The sequence below is a fragment of the Actinomadura keratinilytica genome (assembly GCF_039539665.1).
Taxonomy (GTDB): domain Bacteria; phylum Actinomycetota; class Actinomycetes; order Streptosporangiales; family Streptosporangiaceae; genus Spirillospora; species Spirillospora keratinilytica.
In genome coordinates this window covers 75,852-92,310 of record NZ_BAABDO010000010.1, presented here as the reverse complement: position 1 = coordinate 92,310, position 16,459 = coordinate 75,852, and the positions used below count along the sequence as shown (strand labels likewise).

Genomic DNA, 16,459 nt, shown 5'->3' with positions numbered 1-16,459 from the left:
TCGGCAGTCGCCCCGGCTTTACCCGTCCGCATCCTTCAGGAGGCTGCTCATCGGGTTCTCGCAGGTCAAAGCCATTGTGAGCAGATTTTCGGCACGGACGTAGGCGCACCGACCGCCTACGTCCGTGCTCATGAGTTGCCCAGGCCATGGCGGATACCTGGCGGCATCGATTCGCCACGACCTTCCGGGGGCTGCCATGACCAACCGCCAGACCGGTGACCGGGGAACTCACGTCGCCGATGTTCTCGACACCGGGTGCGCCGGTGAGCGGGCCGGCAACGCGCTGGCCATCGCCGACAGGACGTTTCATCTGCTGATCGCGGGGCCTTGCCCGCCGGCGATCGACGGCCGCAAGGTCGGGCATGGGCTGCCCGCACGGGCCATCGATCTCGGGGAGCTGAGGACGCGGCTGCTGGACCGTGCCGCGTCCGACGCGCTCAAGGACGCCGCCTGGGCCGAGCTGGTCCGGCTGGCGCGCACGGGTGATCCGGCCTGGGTGGTCGGGTGTGTGGGGGTGGCACTGCCGGGGCTGAAGAACATCGCCGGCCGGGTGATCCGGACCAGTCCCGCGCGGCTGGCCGATGACATCGTGTCGGAGCTGTTGACGGAGTTCGTCGCGCAGCTGGCGCGGATCGACACCGGCCGTCCGCGTATCGCGGCCCGGCTGCTGCTGTGGGCGCGTAAGGGAGCATTCCGGGCCCGTGGACGCGAAGCCCGTCACGTGCCCTGTGATCCGGAGGAGATGCCGGCCGGTCCAGCCGGGTGCGATGCCGATGCCGTGGGCGTGGTGGTCGAGGCGGTACGGCAGGAGATCATCAGTCCGGCCGCCGCCTCCCTGATCATCGCGACCCGGCTGGACGGGATGTCCGTGCAGGACTTCGCGCGGGAACGGGGTGTTCCGGCCGATCGGCTCTACAAGCGGCGGCGGGCTGCCGAGGCGCGGCTGGGTGCGGCGCTCCGGGACGGTCGAGTGTGGGCAGTGACCGGCGACTGGATTTCCGATCCGGGCCTGTGACGCGGTGCTTCATGTCTGTCAGGCGAGGCACGGACGGGCGGCGGCTCGGACGGACGGTTCATCCGGTCCCCACCGCATCCACCATCCATCTGAGTTCCTTCGAGGAGGACACCCAGAGTCCGGGTCGCCCTCGTTCCGCCTCGCCTGGCACCCGAAGCCAAGGACCTTCGCAATGCCTCGGGAGGCCATGCCATGCCCACCCATCCATCATCCCCGTGTCCACCCGGCCGTCGGCGTTCCGTCGGCCGAGCCCGGTTGGTCGGCGCTGTCTGTCTGTGGTCGGCCGGAGTCGCCGTGAGCGCGCTCGCGGTGCCCGGCATCGCCGAGGCGGGAACGCGTCTGGCCGAGGTGGCCTCGCTGCAGGAGGTCATCACCAATCTGCGGGATGTGATCGTCGGGCTGCTGGTCGGCCTGGCGACGCTGTTCGCCACGATCGGCGGAGTCCGTTACATCCTGGCCGGCGGTGACCCCGGTGAGGTCGAGGCGGCCAAGAGGACGCTGCGGTATGCGGCGATCGGGTACGGCGTCGCGGTGCTGGCGCCGCTGCTGGTGAAGATCCTTCAGCGGATCGTGGGCGTGGCATGAGCAGCGCTCGTCACCGCAGGCTGCTCAAGCCCTGGTGTCGGCGGGTGGTCGTTGTTGTGGCCGTCGCGTTGATCGGGGCGGTGTTCACCGTGGGGCTCGGGACTCGTCCGGCCGGGGCGTTCTCGCCGGCGGACCCGTCTCCGTCTCCTGCCGCCTCGCCGGCCTGCTCGGGCAGGACGAAGGTCGCCTCTCCGCGGCCGGGGGAGCTGCCCACGCTGATGTGCGAGGTGGCGCCCGGCAGGTGGGTGGAGGTGGGGCTGCGTTTTCCGTCGCCCTCACCGTCCGCGACGCCCCCACCATCGGCGTCGCCCGCTCCGTCGAAGTGCCCGGAAGGACGCAGGACGGTGCCCGCGCCCGGCTCGCCGCAGCCGAAGGTCATGTGCGAGATCGAACCGGGCACGTGGGTGCAGGTCGACTCCCCGCCCAAGGAGTCAACGGAGAAACAGGACTCCGGGTGCGGGTTCGGTGATCTGGCCTGCATGGCCATGCGGCGAGAGACGGCCGTCGTCCTTGGCCAGGCCCAGGACGGCAGCCTGTGCAGCTCCGCCAGCAGCTCGCCCGCGGTGGGTAGCAGATCGTCGGGCAGCCTGTCGAGGACCTGGCCGGGGATCCAGCGTTTGAGCATGACGAGCCGGTCACCGACCGCCGTGACCATTTGGCCGGTGAGGTTACGGACGACTTCGGCCGTGGGCATGCCGAGACGGAACATCGCGTCGGTGTGCACGGCGAGCCGGTGGGCGCTGGCGGCGTCGTGATTGTCCAGGACCGTCAGGACGAACGGGCCCTGGCCGGTGGTGGCCTTGAAGCTGGAGTTGGCGGCCCCGCCGTCCAACGGTTCGAGGCTGAGCAGGTCCAGGCCGTACTGCTTGCAGATGTGATGGCCGTCGATGTCGTCCACGGTCGAGTAGGTCGCCACGAGATCATTCTCCCGGGAAGGAACTGAGTTCCGCGCGTCGTTCGGCGACGAGCCCGACCCACCGGGCACGCGTCGTCTCCAGGCCGTCGATCCAGCGGGCGCGCGGCAGGCCGTCGGGTGGGGCCTCGCCGTTCATGAGGTAACTGATCTCCAGCAGGTAGGCGAACTCCTCGCCGTTGACGGACTCGCGCAACTGGGCTCGGGCGTGGTGCAGCAGGTCGGTGGCGCCGTTGATCGAAGCATGGAAGCAGAGTGCGAACCGTGCGTAGGCGACGCAGGAGGACAGGCCGTTGCGCTCGGCCGACTCCACTACCCGTGCGGCGTGTTCGGGCAGGTCGGAGGCGTATCCGCAGTCGGACAGCAGACGGGCGTTGGCGACCTGGAGTTCGGCGAAGCGTGCGGTGGTGCCGTTGAGCATGTGGTCGGCCTGGGCGATCTGTTCAAGGGCGCGGGCCCGGTCCTGGAAGGCGGCGGCGAACGCCAGGTATGCCTGGCACAGTGCGGCCTCACCGCGCTGCCCGCGTTCCAGCGCCAGGTCACGTCCCCGAGCGAACGCCGCGCAGGCCAGAGGGATCTCTCCTTGGGTCCACAGGGTCTCCCCGATGGCGCGTTCTCTCTTGCCGTCGGTGCCGAGCCGCTCGGCGGTGGCAAGGGCGTCGGGGAAATGGCCGCGTCTGCGGGCCAGATGCAGCAGGCCGCGGTTGGCGTCGGGTGCCAGGCGGCCGCCCTGGTCGGCGACCTGGCGCATGCCGTCCATCGACTCGGCCAGATTCCCCAGGTCCCGCTGGCATTCGGCGAGGAAGTAGGCGGGCAGCTCCCACAGCTCCGGCGGTAGCAGCCCGGCGTCGAGGACGGTGCGGAGCCGTTCGGCGGTGCGGCTGCGGTGCTGGCGTTGCCGCTGCGCGATCGCGGCCAGTGTCTCGGCGAGCGCGGCGGCCGGGCCGTCCGGTTCGGCGCCGGGGCCGACCTCGACCGGTTCCCACACGAAGTCGCGGACGTAGGCGAACGCGGCGTCGGCCAGCCAGCCCAGCTCCAGATCATGGTCGCGGGCCAGCCGCAGACCCTGGCGCAGGCAGCCGAGCAGGATCCGCCGGCTCGGCTCATCCCCGTGCCGGGCGAACTCCTGCCCGAGGGCGTCGAAGGCGCGCTGCGCTGCGCGTCGCCAGTCCCCGGCGCTCCATCGGTCGTCGCTGGTGGTATCGGTGTCGCGCACCGCCGTGCGCACCAGGTCGTGCAGGTGGTACGGCCATGGAGCACCGTGGGCGACGTCCACGAACGGCCGGTCGGCGAGCTGAAGGGCGGCGGCGTCACGATCCAGGCCCGCGGCGGCGGTGGCCAGCTCGATGGAGAAGGAGTCCAGCAGGCTGACCGCTCGCAGCACATTGCGCTCGTCGGCCGTCAGATCGCGGAAGACACGGGCCACCAGGGCCGGGAACTCGTGGTCGAACTCGCTCATGTCCGGAGCCTGCCCGGTCCGTTCGTGCAGGTCCAGGAAGCGCATCACGGCCATGTCGAGGTACAGCGGCAGGCCCCGGGAATGCCTGATGAGCGTGTCGCGGACCGCCTCGTCCATCAGCGGACGGTTGCCGAGGATGAGGCGCCTCCGCAGATAGTCCTCGCTGTCGGATGGCGACAGGTAACCGACGCGGTACTGCCGGGGGTCGGCTTGGGCCCCCGGAGTGAGCTGGGGCCACGCCTGCGGCCCTGCCCAGTCGAGCTGACCTTCCATCCGGGCGTCGTCCCACTGCAGCCGGTTGCGCCCGGTGATCACGAACAGCGCGCCCGGCATCAGCCATGCCATCCGCTGGATCAGGCGCTCGTAATCGCGGTGCACCCGGTCACCGACGTCCTCGAACGTGTCCAGGAGGATGACCGGCGTCGCGGTCTTGTCCTCCGGCAACTGGGCCAGATCCCATGCGAGCAGGTGAGCGTAGTACGACAGCGTCTCATGGTCGGGCTCTGCCTCGAGGAGGTCCGGAAGGCGTCGGCAGCCCGCCAGCGCCCTCGCGCTCCGGCGCCGTTCACGCAGGGCGCGGATCGTCGCACGCAGCCCTTGCCCGGCCAGCGAGCCGAGCGTGCCGGGCACCTCGATCGCCTGCGTCAGATCGGCCAGCGCCGATTCCATCTGGCCGTTCAGCCTGCCGTCGCGGGACAGCCGGTTGAGGAAGGTGTGGCGGCGTAGATACTCCTCCAGCGGCTCGCCGGGATGCCGGTGTTCCCAGTACCGCAGGAACGCCAGATCGAAGGCGGGCATCGGACGGCCGAGCTCCACCACGGCCAGGCGGACCGCCAGCATGACCGTCTCGAAGCTCACACCCGCCTGCCGGGACAGGTCCACCCGCACGGGCAGGATCCGGCCCAGGCCGGGATCGACCGGGGCCCAGCGCTGTGGGCCGGCCTGCGGATCGGCGAGCCGCTCGGCGATCTGCCGGGACAGGGTGGACTTGCCGATTCCCCCGACCCCGTAGAACACCAGGACGTTGCGGCGGGGACGTTGCATGTCCTCGGGGTCGAACGTGGGACCTCGGCGGAACTCGACCACGGTGGCAAGGCTGCGCAGGACAGCCGCCCACTCCTCGTTCCGGTTGGCGAAGACATCGGTCGCCTGCACGTCACGGCTGTTGGTACGGAACATCGCGCGCAGATCCGGGCGAGACAAACGACCCCCTCCAGAAGCTCACCCTCGCGGAGGCCCAGACCATCCAGCGAGTAACTCATCTGACGGACGCGACATGAACGGCGTTCCAGCGCAGGCTAACCGACTTTCCCGCAAGCGCTCATTTTGTAAGGGCCGAAACACCCTGTTGGCGGCGGGAGGCTTGACCCGGATTATTGGACTCTCGTAACTGAAAAGAGTCGATTCGTGTGGGTGCTCGTCCAGAGCCGATGCCGCGGAGCCGGGGGTCGTTCGACCTGGTGGTGTGAACAAGACCGTAGGTCTGCTACGGCCGCTGGTCTACAGGCTTGCGGGAACTCTGCCGGGACTGTTTCCAAGGCAGCAGCCTTCGGTGGTGCTTCATGTGGGCATGGGGACCGGGTGGCCGTCTTGGGTCATCTGGTGAATGAACAACGAATCTTCCAATTCGGGAGCTTCCGACGCCGGTCGGCACGGCTCGGCTGCCGGAGCCATGATGCGGCGGCTATTGCCGTTGACCGTGTGGCTGTGCTCGGACACCAGCGCCACGGCCGAGACGGCCAACAACCCGAATCACGGTGGAGGCGGCGCCGACACCACGGAGGACGAGTACTGCCCGCTGCATCGCCGGACCGTGGGCCACCAACTGGCTCGGCATCTGATCACCGCCTGCACGCGGGAGGGCGATCTGGTCGCCGAGGCCTACACCACGAGCGAGGCGACGCTTGCGGCGGCTGCCGGTCTGGGTCGGCGGGCGGTGGCCTGCGTGCCGGACTTCCCGCTCGCCCGGCGCATCCGTGCCCGTCTCGACGCCACCGTGCCTCACGAGGTGGCGGCTCTGGCTGCGATGCGGCCGTGCCGGCCCGACCAGATGGCCCGTGGGCTGGCCGACCATCTCGGCCAGGTGGAGCTGGTCATCGCGGCGCCACCGCCGTACCAGCACGACGGTCAAACGCGCAGGGCTTGCGCCGGGGACCGGTGCCCTGTGTGCCGGACCGGGTTCTGGATGAACAGCCAGGAGCGTTTCCGGTCGTTCATGGCGGCGGCCTGGCAGGTGCTGCGGCCGGGCGGGCGTCTGGCCGTCATCACCACCGCCCGCCACGAGCACGGACGGCTCGTGGATGCCGCACCGCGCATCATCGGTGAGGCGGCCGGGCTGCGGTTCCGCTACGTGCAACACATCATCGCCGTCCGCGTGCCCGTCGAAGGGGACACGCTCGTCGTCCAGACCGACCCGCGCGGGCTCGCCCAACTGCGGGATGTACGGTCGCGGGCGTTGCCGCCGGTGGCCCGGGTGCACGCCGATGTGTGCCTGTTCACCAAGCCCGCCGGCCACCCTGGCCGGGACGGTGACCGATGAACCACGAGCAGGGCTCCATGGACAAGGCGCTGGCATCGGTGTGGGCGACGGGGCAGCGGCCGTCTCGCGTTCAGCGCAAGGGTCGTTACCTGCCGGAGTCGATGCGGCATCCGGGCAAGATGCTGCCGGCCATCGCCGCCCAGGTGATCTCCGCCTGCACCCGGCCCGGGGACTGCGTGCTCGATCCGATGTGCGGGATCGGCACCACGCTGGTCGAGGCGATCCATCTCGGCCGCAACGCCACCGGCATGGAGTACGAACGCCACTTCGCGCAGATGGCCGCCGACAACGTCCGCCACGCCCAGAGGCAGGGCGCGACCGGGACGGCGGAGGTGGTGTGCGGGGACGCCCACACCGTCACCACCGCCCTGTCCGGGCTACGGGGACGGGTGGCGCTGGTGCTGACCTCACCGCCGTACGGTTCCCACACCCACGGCCAGGTGCGCTCGGGCCGCGACAACGGCGGCGGGAAGCTCCTCAAGTGGGATCACCGCTACTCCCACGACCGCGGCAACCTCGCCCACCACCACCTGGACGGGCTCCTGCACGGGGTCGGCCGCATCCTGGGCGGCAGCGCCGAACTGCTGCGGCCGGGCGGTGTACTGGCCGTCACGGTCCGCCCGATCCGCGTCAAGGGCGAGCTGATCGACCTGCCCGGTCGTCTGATCGAGACCGCCGAGCAGGCCGGGCTCGTCCTGACCGGCCGCTTCGCCGCGCTGCTGTGCGGGCTGCGCAACGGTGGGCTGGTCACCCGGGCCTCGTTCTTCCAGATGCTCGAAACCCGCCGGGTACGTGAGCGAGGACTGCCCGCCTGCGTCACCGCCCACGAAGACCTCCTCGTCTTCCAACCCGTCCGTGATCTGCCGGGGAGCATGTCGTGACGCCCCGGCACCGCCGAGAACAACGCAACGGGGCGGACAGGGCCGCGGAACTGCTGGCCTGGCTCCAGCTCGGAACGTGCGCGAGATGCGGCCGGGCCCGCTACCCGTCCCGCCGCGAAGCACGCCAGGCGGCCCGCCTCGCCGCACCCGGGGTCAGGCTGCGCGCCTACCGCTGCGGGACCTCCTGGCACCTGACCACCCCCGCCGGCCGCCCTCAGCTCATCGCCCCGCCCGTCACCGTGGCGCCGCAGCAGGGCCGTCAAGTGCGCGGACTGGACCTTGGGCACCGAGGCGAGCGTGCATATGGGGGCCGCCGACCGGACGTCCCGATCGCCAAACGGGATCGGCCGGCCCGGCGGCGGCCGGGCACCGCCTGCCCTGCGGGGGAGCGGTGACCGGCCAGGGCAGGAAGCTGCGCCTGGCCGTGCCGGACGAGCCGCCACGGCTCACCCCCGGTACGGCCGGGGTGCTGCTGCGAATCCTGCTCAAAGCCACCGCCCAGGCATCAAGACCACACGACGAGCGAGGGAGCGAATCATGCAACACCGGCCACCCGCCGAAGAACGACTGAAGAGGTCCAAGCAGCCAGGGACGCGGTTCGCGTTCTACGGACGGCAGGCGTTCAACGGCCCGTCCTACCCACGGCAACTCGGCAGGGCCTGGACGCTGCTCAAGCCCTGCGGCGGAGACATCGTGGCCACGTTCTTCGACATCGACACCGCACCGTCGGTCCACTGGTCGGACTGCGCGCAGGCGTGCGCGTTGATCGACATGCTCAAGCGGGGCGAGCACACCTTCCACGCGGTGGTGTTCGGGCTGTCGCACCAGGAGGCCCACGCCCTGTTCGACCCCGACTTCCCGCTCTTCCGCATCCCCCTGTGGATGCCCGTCTTCGAGCCGCCCCAACGACTCGCAGGCACCCACGGACCCGTGATCGGCGCAGCGCCCGACGACGAGCAGGAGGGAGAGAAATGAGCATGCGTTTCGCGTTCTACGGCCGGGTGTCCACCGAGGACAACCAGGACCCCGAAGCCTCCCGCGCCTGGCAACTCCGCCGCGCCCATGCGCTGATCGAGGGGCGCGGGGGTGAGATCGTCGCCGAGTTCTTCGACGTCGACAAGTCCCGTTCGATCCCGTGGGCGCGGCGCCCGCACGCCTCCGCGCTGATCGAAGCGCTGAAGAACCCACGGCGAGACTTCGATGCGGTGGTGATCGGGGAGCCGCACCGGGCCTTCTACGGCAACCAGTACTCCCTGACCTTCCCGCTGTTCGAGCACTTCAAGGTGCCGCTGTGGGTGCCGGAGGTGGGCGGGCCGATCGATCCGGCCAACGAGGCCCACGACATGATCATGGGCGTGTTCGGCGGCCTGTCAAAGGGTGAACGCAACCGCATCAAGATCCGGGTCCGGTCCGCCATGGCCGCCATCACCGCCACCGAGGGCCGCTTCCTCGGCGGACGCCCGCCCTACGGCTACCGGCTCGCAGACGCCGGACCCCACCCCAACCCGGCCAAGGCCGCCGATGGCAAACGCCTGCGCAGACTGGAGGCCGACCCGGTCACCTCGCTGGTGGTGCGGTGGATCTTCGCTCAGTTCATCAGCGGCCGGGGCGTCTTCGACATCGCCGAAGACCTCACCCGCCAGGGCATCCCGTCTCCGTCGGCCAGCGACCCGGCGCGCAACCCGCATCGCAGTGGGCTGGCGTGGTCGAAGTCGGCGGTGCGGACCATCATCACCAACCCGCGCTACACCGGCCGCCAGGTATGGAACAAGCAGCGCAAGGACGAGGTCCTGCTGGACGTCGAGGACGTCGCGCTCGGCTACACGACCAAGATGCGCTGGAACGACCGCGCCAAGTGGATCTGGTCCGAGCGCAAGGTCCACGACGAACTGGTCTCGACCGAGGACTTTGAGCGCGCCCAGCAGATCCTGGCCGTGCGGGCAGGTGGCATCTACTCCAAGAGGCCGCACCGCACGAACCGGCCCTACGCCTTCCGGGGCTGCCTGTTCTGCGGGTACTGCGACCGGCGGATGCAGGGCAACTGGAACAACCGGCAGGCCTACTACCGGTGCCGGTTCCCTCAGCAGTACGCCCGCACCAACGACATCGACCACCCCAAGGTCGTCTACCTGCGCGAGGCCGAGATCGCCGAGCACGTGGACGCCTGGCTGGCCACCATGTTCGCCCCCACCCGCCTGAACGCCGTCATCGACGCCATGGCCGCCCAGCTCATCGATCCCGCCCAGACGGCGGCGGAGGAACTGAAGACACAGCTGGCGGCCTGTGACCGCAAGCTCAAGCAGTACCGGGCCGCCCTCGACGCCGGCGCCGACCCCGTCGAGGTCACCGGCTGGATCAACACCGTCCAGCAGGAACGCGCCCGCCTACAGGCCCGGCTGCAGGCCACCCCACGCGATGAGCGCATCCCACGCGAGCACATCGAAGAAATGATCGAGCACGTGGGAGGCCTCGCCCGGCAGGTCACCAGCGCCGACCCGGCCGACAAGGCCGACCTCTACAAGGAGATCGGCCTGCGCATGACCTACCATCCCCAAAAGCAGCTAGTGGAGGCCCGGATCATCCCGGAGCCTCCACATGTGCGGTCAGTGCGTGTCCGAGGGGGGACTTGAACCCCCATGCCCCGTGAAGGGCACTAGCACCTCAAGCTAGCGCGTCTGCCTATTCCGCCACCCGGACATGCGCGCGGTACATCGCCGCGGCGCGTTCACGATACCAAAGGTCCCGACTCGCGGCGAAGTCGATCGCGCGGCACCATGGTCGGGTACGGGACCCCAGGTGCGAAGGTGATCACTGTGGCTGTTCAGCCGACCGCGGAGGACGAGGTCGTCCGGCTCTGCCAGGAGCTGATCCGGATCGACACGAGCAATCCCGGGGACCACTCGGGGCCCGGAGAGCGGGCGGCGGCGGAGTACGTCGCGGAGCTGCTGGCCGAGGTGGGGCTGGAGCCGCGGCTGCTGGAGTCGCATCCGAAGCGGGCCAGCGTCGTCGTGCGGGTCGAGGGCGAGGATCCCGGGCGGGACGCGCTGCTGCTGCACGGGCATCTCGACGTCGTGCCCGCGCAGAAGGAGGACTGGACGCGCGACCCGTTCGGCGGGGAGATCGCGGACGGATGCGTGTGGGGTCGCGGCGCCGTCGACATGAAGGACATGGACGCGATGATCCTGGCGGTCGTCCGGCAGCGGCTCCGGGAGGGGCGCCGGCCGAAGCGGGATCTGGTGCTGGCGTTCACCGCCGACGAGGAGGCGGGCGGCAAGTGGGGTGCCCAGTGGCTGGTCAAGGAGCACCCCGAGCTGTTCGAGGGGTGCACCGAGGCGGTCGGGGAGGTCGGCGGGTTCAGCCTGACCGTGCCGGGCGACCGGCGGATGTACCTGATCGAGACGGCCGAGAAGGGCATCGCCTGGATGCGGCTGACCGCCAAGGGGACGGCCGGGCACGGGTCGATGGTGCATCCCGACAACGCGGTGACGGCGCTGGCTCAGGCGGTCGGGCGGCTCGGGTCGCACGAGTTCCCGATCCGGCTGACCGACACCGTGCGGGCGTTCCTGGAGCGGGCGTGCCTGGCGTACGGGGTGGAGTTCGACCCGGAGCGGCCGGAGCAGAGCCTGGAGAAGATCGGCCCGCTGGCCCGGATGATCGGGGCGACGCTGCGCAACACGCTGAACCCGACGCGGCTGGACGCCGGCTACAAGACGAATGTGATTCCGCAGAAGGCGACGGCCGAGGTCGACGGGCGGTTCCTGCCCGGGTACGAGGACGAGTTCTTCGCCACCGTGGACGAATTGCTCGGACCGGACGTCGAGCGCGATTTCGTATACCACGACCAGGCGCTGGAGACCGCCTACGAGGGCGCCCTGGTGGCGGCCATGGAGAACGCCCTGACCTCGGAGGACCCCGGGGCGCTGCCCGTTCCGTACTGCCTGAGCGGCGGCACGGACGCCAAGTCGTTCGCCCGGCTGGGCATGCGCTGCTTCGGATTCGCGCCGCTGCGCCTTCCTCCGGATCTGGATTTTTCCGGAATGTTCCACGGGGTGGACGAAAGGGTGCCGGTGGACGGGCTGCGCTTCGGCGTGCGCGTCCTTGACCATTTCCTTGATCACGCCTGAGATTCCTTGGCGGATGCTCCGAATTCCGGCGCGGGCGCGTGGCGTGGTGCTAGTGTCACTGGCCGTGAGCTGACGTGCTCGTGACCCCGGTTTGAGGAGGACCGCAGTGGCGTACGGCCCGGTGTGGCAGCGGACGGTCGCCGTCCGGCTGCGCCGTGTCGTCCTCAGCCGGGGGATGCGCCGTCTGCTCGTGGTGACGGGGTTGGTGGTCGCCGGGTGGCTGCTCGGCGGCCTGGCCCCGCACGCGGCGCACGCCGACACCGCCCCGGTGCTGTCCGGCGGAGAGGCGCCGCGGCTGCGCGGCGCCGTCCGCGACATGGCCGCGGCGGTGTCCGAGCACGTCAGGAAGGCGAGCGCGGTCGCCAAGCCCCGGCCGCCGGTCGCCGACGAGCCGCCCGTCGAGATCCCGCCGGCCGGTGACACCGCATCCCCGCCGGAGCTCGGCAAGACGATCGAAGTCGAACCGCCCCGTCCGGTGTCCGCGCCGGAGCGGGCGAGCACGGGCCGTACCGAAACGGCTGCTCGTTCGGCCGCGCCGAAAGCGAAGCGGAAGGCGGGCGTCGTGCGCGGTGTGAAGGTCGCGCCGCGGGGCGGCGCGGTGCGGCCGAGCGCCGAGATCCGGCGCGCCGCGGATCCCGCCGATCCGGCGCCGTCGGCTCCCGTCCCCGACCACGAGGGCGGGACGCTGTCCGGCACCGCCGGGCCGGTTCCGTCCGGCGGCGGGGCACTCGGTGGCCACCTCGGCCGCTGGTCCTGGCCCGCGCCGCCGTCGCACTGGGCGCCGTTGCGCGCGCCCCGCTCGATCCCCGTCGCCGTCCGCACGGCCGTGGACGAGTCGTTCTTCTCACCTGACTGATCACTTCTCAGGCTCCGGTCCGCGTCCGGCCGTCTCGTGCCCGTGAGGCGACGAGACCCGGGCTGGACGGACGGGCCGGGACGTGCCCCCGGTTCATGACGCGGTGCGCGCAAAGGCGCGGTGCCCGCGACCGGTTGGCGTAGGCACGTCACCCCACCGAGATCCGACATGGCGTCGGCGTCCGCGACGTCGTCCGGCGGGCCGTACCCGGGAGGCCGCGACGCCGGACGGACGTCACGCGCGACCGGTGCGGCGTCGGCGGATCTCGCCTCATCCATCAACCCGAGTCATCTCCCCGAACGGAGCATTATGCGAACGCTGTCCAAAGGCACCGCCGCCCGGGCCGTGCTGCTCACCGCGGGCTTCGTCGCGCTCGGCGCCGGGCCCGTGCTGCCCGGCGCCGCCCTCGCCGACACCACCAGCGGCGCGTCCAGCGTCCTCGGCGGCAACCAGGTCAACGCCCCCATCTCCGCGCCGATCGACGTGAGCGGCAACGCCGTCGCCGTGGCGGGCAACTCGGCCGCCTCGTCCAACGGGGGCGCGCGCACCGGCGGCGGCACCGGCGGCACCGGCTCCGGACAGGCGACGTCCGGCAAGTCCAGCGTCGGCGGCGGCAACCAGGTCAACGCCCCGATCTCCGCGCCGGTCAACGTCTGCGGCAACGCCGTGGCGATTGTCGGGACCGCGCAGGCGTCCTGCGCGGGCGGCGCCACCGCCGCGGGCGGCACCTCCGGCTCCCGCCAGAAGACCTCCGGCAAGTCCAGCGTCCTCGGCGGCAACCAGGTCAACGCGCCCGTCTCGGCGCCGATCAGCGCCTGCGGCAACTCGGTGGCCGTGCTGGGCGCGGCCCAGGGTAGCTGCGAGGGCGGCGCCACGACGGCCAACGGAAGCGGCGGCACCGGGCAGAGCACCTCCGGTGCGGGCGGCGTCGGGGCCGGCAACCAGGTGAACGCCCCGATCAGCGTCCCGGTCAACGCCTGCGGCAACGCGGTCGGCAACGCGCTGGCCAGCTGCAAGGGCGGCGCGTCGGTCCGCGACGGCGGTTCCGGATACGGCGGGCAGGCCACGTCCGGCGCGGTGGCGGTGCTGTCGGGCAACCAGGCCAACGCGCCCGTGGCCGCCCCGGTGAGCATCTGCGGCGACGCCGTGGCGCTCGTCGGGCACACCGGCGCGTTCTGCAACGGCGGGGCGCACGCGCGCAACGGCGGCGGCACCGGGCAGAACACCTCGGGTGCGGGCGGCGTCGGCACCGGGAACCAGGCCAACGCGCCGGTCAGCGTCCCGGCCAACGCGTGCGGCAACGCCGCCGCGCTCGTGGGGGTCGCGGCCGCCGCCTGCGACGGCACCGCCGCCGTCACCAGCCCGCACGGCGCGGGCGGCAACACCTCCGGGAACGGCTCCGCCGGAGGCGGCAACCAGGTCAACACGCCCGCGAAGGTCCCCGCCGAGGTGTGCGGCAACGCGGCCGCCGTCCTCGGTCACTCCGAACCCGTCTGCCAGGACGACCCGTACGGGTACGGCCCCCGCGGCGGCGACCGCCTGCCCGTCCAGGTGCCCGGCAACCTCCTCGACATCTCGCCGGTCGCCGCTGGGAAGAAGGCGCTGACCACCGCCCCTGTCCGCACCCTGCCGGCCCCGGTCGGCACCGGCCTGCACACCGACAGCGGTTCGACGGTTCCGGTGACACCGTCCACCCTGCCCCCGCTCTCCCTCCTCACCCCGGGCTACGGGACGGCCGGGTACGGGCCCACGGCGGTGCTGCCGGTGGACGTGCCCAAGCTGTCCGCCGTCAAGCTGCCCGCCGGAAAGCTGCCGGCCGTGCAGCGGCCGGACGCGCGGGTCGCGCCGGGCGGAGGCGTCCCGGCGCCGGTGTCGCTCGGGCCGGACACCCTGCCCGTGATCAGCAAGGGGACCGGCAAGCCGCCCGTCGACCCGAAGCGGGTGCCGCTCATCCACCGGCACGGCCCGTCCGACACGAAGAAGCCGTCCAAGGCGGCGCGCCAGTCGTACCAGCCGGAGCTGCCCCTGACGGGCTCCCCGGTGCCGGGTCTCAAGCTGTCGCAGGCGGCCCCGGTGTCCCTGCCCACCACGTCGGTGACGCCGGCGCAGTCCCGGCTGCAGTCGCACGCTGACAAGCACACCGGACCGCAGGTCCCCGGGGCGGGCGCCGTCAAGCTGCCCAAGCCGTCGGCGACCGGTGTCATCGGCGCGCCCAAGGTGACCGACGTGGCCGGCAAGGTCGGCCGTGACGCGGCGGGCGCCGGGGACGCGGTGCTCAAGACCGCGGCGATCAAGCCGGTGTCCGCCGAGACGGCCCTGTCCGACGGCTCCGCCAAGGGCTGGTGGACGGTCGGTGCGGTGGCCGTGCTCGCGGCGATGTCCGGCGTGCTGTCGCTGACCCGCCGCTTCCGCACGCACCGCGGCTGACCGAGCCGCCGAGCCGGCCGGGCCGGGGCGACCGCCGTCCACCCCATGGACTGGCGGATCACCCGGCCCGGTCGCCTGCGCGCCCGCCCCCAGGGCATGTCCGGTGAAGCCGCAGCAGTGCGGTCATCATGGTTTGGTATGCGCGCTCGGCATGGCGGGTGGCGCTACCGCGTCGTCACGCGAGCCGGTCGATGACGGCGTCGGCGGGGTGGTCGCATCGGAGACGGATGGCCGCCGCCCAGCCCGCTCGCACACAGCGGCGGTGCCACGGAGCCGCGCAGTCGGCTGCGGTTGATCTCGAGTGTGAGCGGGTCGGCAATCGGGGGCGGTCGCCTCCCCGCTGCGGCCCCGCGCCATCGCCGCCGCTATCGGCGGCCGATCAACAGGCCGGGCCCGCCGCGGAGGCGGGCGGCGGCCGCCCGCCTCCGGCCATCGTCGGCAGCGCAACGCGGACGAACGCCGTCTCAACCGGCCCGAAGTGAGGCGCGGCACCGCCACCCGCCACACCAGGCCCGCCCCGTCACCACCGGGCCGCAGGCCCCTGGCCTCCGCGCCGCTCCGGATCCACCATGATCCCCCGGACAGGGCTCAGGGAGTGTCCGGCGGATCCGCAGCAGTGCGGTGACGTCCTCGTCGTCTACGGCTGGGACGCGGCGGCGCTACGGCCGACCCAAGGGCTGAGCACCCCGCACACCGTGTCCGCCGGGGCGGTCAGGGCCAGGCCGCGCAGCGCCTGCGTCGTGCCGAAGCGTTGGTGCAGCCCTTCGGCCTCGCCCTTCTCGGTCCTGTCGATCAGGCCGAATACCGAGATTCACCGGTCCTGGTCCCGTCCCCGCCTCGGCCACCTGACGTCCCGGTCGGCGGGGATGCTCGCCGCCGTCGGAGCGGGTACCCGGCCGCGCATCGGGCGTGCGAGCGGATGCGGTGAGTGCGGCAGCCCCCCGTGGGCGCTGCTCTGGCGCGCCGTCGCCTGCCTGGCCGCAGGCAGGTCGGCATGCTCCAGTACCGGCCGCACCGCGTCTTCGCCTCCGACGGCCAGCTCTTCTGGGACCTGCCGAACGGATGGCGCCGCGTCAATGTGGTGTTCGGCTTCTTCCGGGCCCCGTTCGGCGGTCGTGGCAGCCGGGTCGTCCGCTGCCTGCGCGGCTCCGTGGCACCGCCGGTGGGAGCGGGCCGGGGCGGCGGCCGCCCGCCCGTCTGCGATGCGACCGTCCCGCCGATGCCGCAACGTCGCCGACCGGTTCGAGTGACGCACCCGCCACGGCCGAGCGCGCACTACCGGGCCGTGATCACCGCAGTGCTGCGGCTTCACCATGATCCCCCCGGGACACGTCCCCGAGCGGCTGCTGCATGGGGCACGACGGACGGGGCCACCGGTCGGGGCGGTACAGGGCGCTTCCGTGGCAGAGGTCACCGTGCGTTCCGTTGAAGGAAGGGGTCGAGGGACGCGGGGCCGTGGCTGTTCTGCGTGGTCGGGACGCGTGGAGGCGCTGATCGCTGTAACTGTGTGGGTGGGGCCTGACGGCGCTGTGTGGTGGCGGGGGTGGGGGAAGTGTGGCTGAAAGGCTAGGTCGGGTGGTTTTGGAAGATTGGAAAGGTCAAGAAGGGGGCAAAAAGGCGTATGCGACAGCAGGCTGCCGCAGGGAAATATGCAGGCTTG

11 protein-coding genes and 1 tRNA gene are annotated in these 16,459 nt (G+C 71.7%); 9 read left to right on the top strand and 3 right to left on the bottom strand.

What is annotated here, in order from left to right; translation table 11 throughout:
• Positions 1 to 196: 196 nt before the first annotated feature.
• Both ABD879_RS05835 and ABD879_RS05830 read left to right on the top strand, forming a co-directional pair.
• Complete coding sequence (locus tag ABD879_RS05835) at positions 197 to 1,015, top strand: RNA polymerase sigma factor (RefSeq protein ID WP_345018150.1); 819 nt, start codon at positions 197 to 199, stop codon at positions 1,013 to 1,015.
• 294 nt (positions 1,016 to 1,309) lie between these two features.
• A complete protein-coding gene (locus ABD879_RS05830) occupies positions 1,310 to 1,600 on the top strand; it encodes a pilin (RefSeq protein ID WP_345018148.1) in 291 nt (96 codons plus the stop codon).
• A 10-nt stretch (positions 1,601 to 1,610) separates the two neighbouring features.
• Here the strand turns inward: ABD879_RS05830 and ABD879_RS05825 are convergent, their stop codons facing one another.
• Both ABD879_RS05825 and ABD879_RS05820 read right to left on the bottom strand, forming a co-directional pair.
• Positions 1,611 to 2,516, bottom strand: a complete 906-nt coding sequence (locus tag ABD879_RS05825; protein ID WP_345018146.1) for a phosphotransferase — start codon at positions 2,514 to 2,516, stop codon at positions 1,611 to 1,613.
• A 4-nt stretch (positions 2,517 to 2,520) separates the two neighbouring features.
• Positions 2,521 to 5,127 carry a hypothetical protein gene (locus ABD879_RS05820; RefSeq protein WP_345018144.1) on the bottom strand — a complete coding sequence of 869 codons (2,607 nt, stop codon included), beginning with the start codon at positions 5,125 to 5,127 and terminating at the stop codon, positions 2,521 to 2,523.
• A 451-nt stretch (positions 5,128 to 5,578) separates the two neighbouring features.
• Here ABD879_RS05820 and ABD879_RS05815 point away from each other — a divergent pair, with 451 nt between their 5' ends.
• From ABD879_RS05815 to ABD879_RS05800, 4 genes are all read left to right on the top strand, one after another.
• Entirely contained in the window at positions 5,579 to 6,511 is a 933-nt protein-coding gene (locus ABD879_RS05815) for a hypothetical protein (protein ID WP_345018142.1), read from the top strand.
• Positions 6,508 to 7,392: a TRM11 family SAM-dependent methyltransferase gene (locus ABD879_RS05810; RefSeq protein ID WP_345018140.1), complete on the top strand. Its 885-nt coding sequence runs from the start codon at positions 6,508 to 6,510 to the stop codon at positions 7,390 to 7,392. Before ABD879_RS05815 ends, ABD879_RS05810 begins: the two co-directional genes overlap by 4 nt.
• A 537-nt stretch (positions 7,393 to 7,929) precedes the next feature.
• Positions 7,930 to 8,367, top strand: a complete 438-nt coding sequence (locus ABD879_RS05805) for a hypothetical protein (RefSeq protein WP_345018138.1) — start codon at positions 7,930 to 7,932, stop codon at positions 8,365 to 8,367.
• A complete protein-coding gene (locus ABD879_RS05800; protein WP_345018136.1) occupies positions 8,364 to 10,022 on the top strand; it encodes a recombinase family protein in 1,659 nt (552 codons plus the stop codon). Before ABD879_RS05805 ends, ABD879_RS05800 begins: the two co-directional genes overlap by 4 nt.
• On the opposite strand, the gene ABD879_RS05795 is transcribed toward ABD879_RS05800, so the two are convergent.
• Positions 10,004 to 10,089 (bottom strand) — tRNA-Leu (locus tag ABD879_RS05795). The genes ABD879_RS05800 and ABD879_RS05795 overlap by 19 nt on opposite strands.
• A gap of 116 nt (positions 10,090 to 10,205) precedes the next feature.
• Between ABD879_RS05795 and ABD879_RS05790 the strand changes: the two genes are divergently transcribed.
• From ABD879_RS05790 to ABD879_RS05780, 3 genes are all read left to right on the top strand, one after another.
• A complete protein-coding gene (locus ABD879_RS05790) occupies positions 10,206 to 11,516 on the top strand; it encodes a M20/M25/M40 family metallo-hydrolase (RefSeq protein WP_345018134.1) in 1,311 nt (436 codons plus the stop codon).
• 106 nt (positions 11,517 to 11,622) lie between these two features.
• A complete protein-coding gene (locus ABD879_RS05785; protein WP_345018133.1) occupies positions 11,623 to 12,372 on the top strand; it encodes a hypothetical protein in 750 nt (249 codons plus the stop codon).
• Between the two features lie 309 nt (positions 12,373 to 12,681).
• Positions 12,682 to 14,799, top strand: coding sequence for a chaplin family protein (locus ABD879_RS05780; protein ID WP_345018132.1), 2,118 nt, complete (start codon positions 12,682 to 12,684; stop codon positions 14,797 to 14,799).
• Positions 14,800 to 16,459: the final 1,660 nt, after the last annotated feature.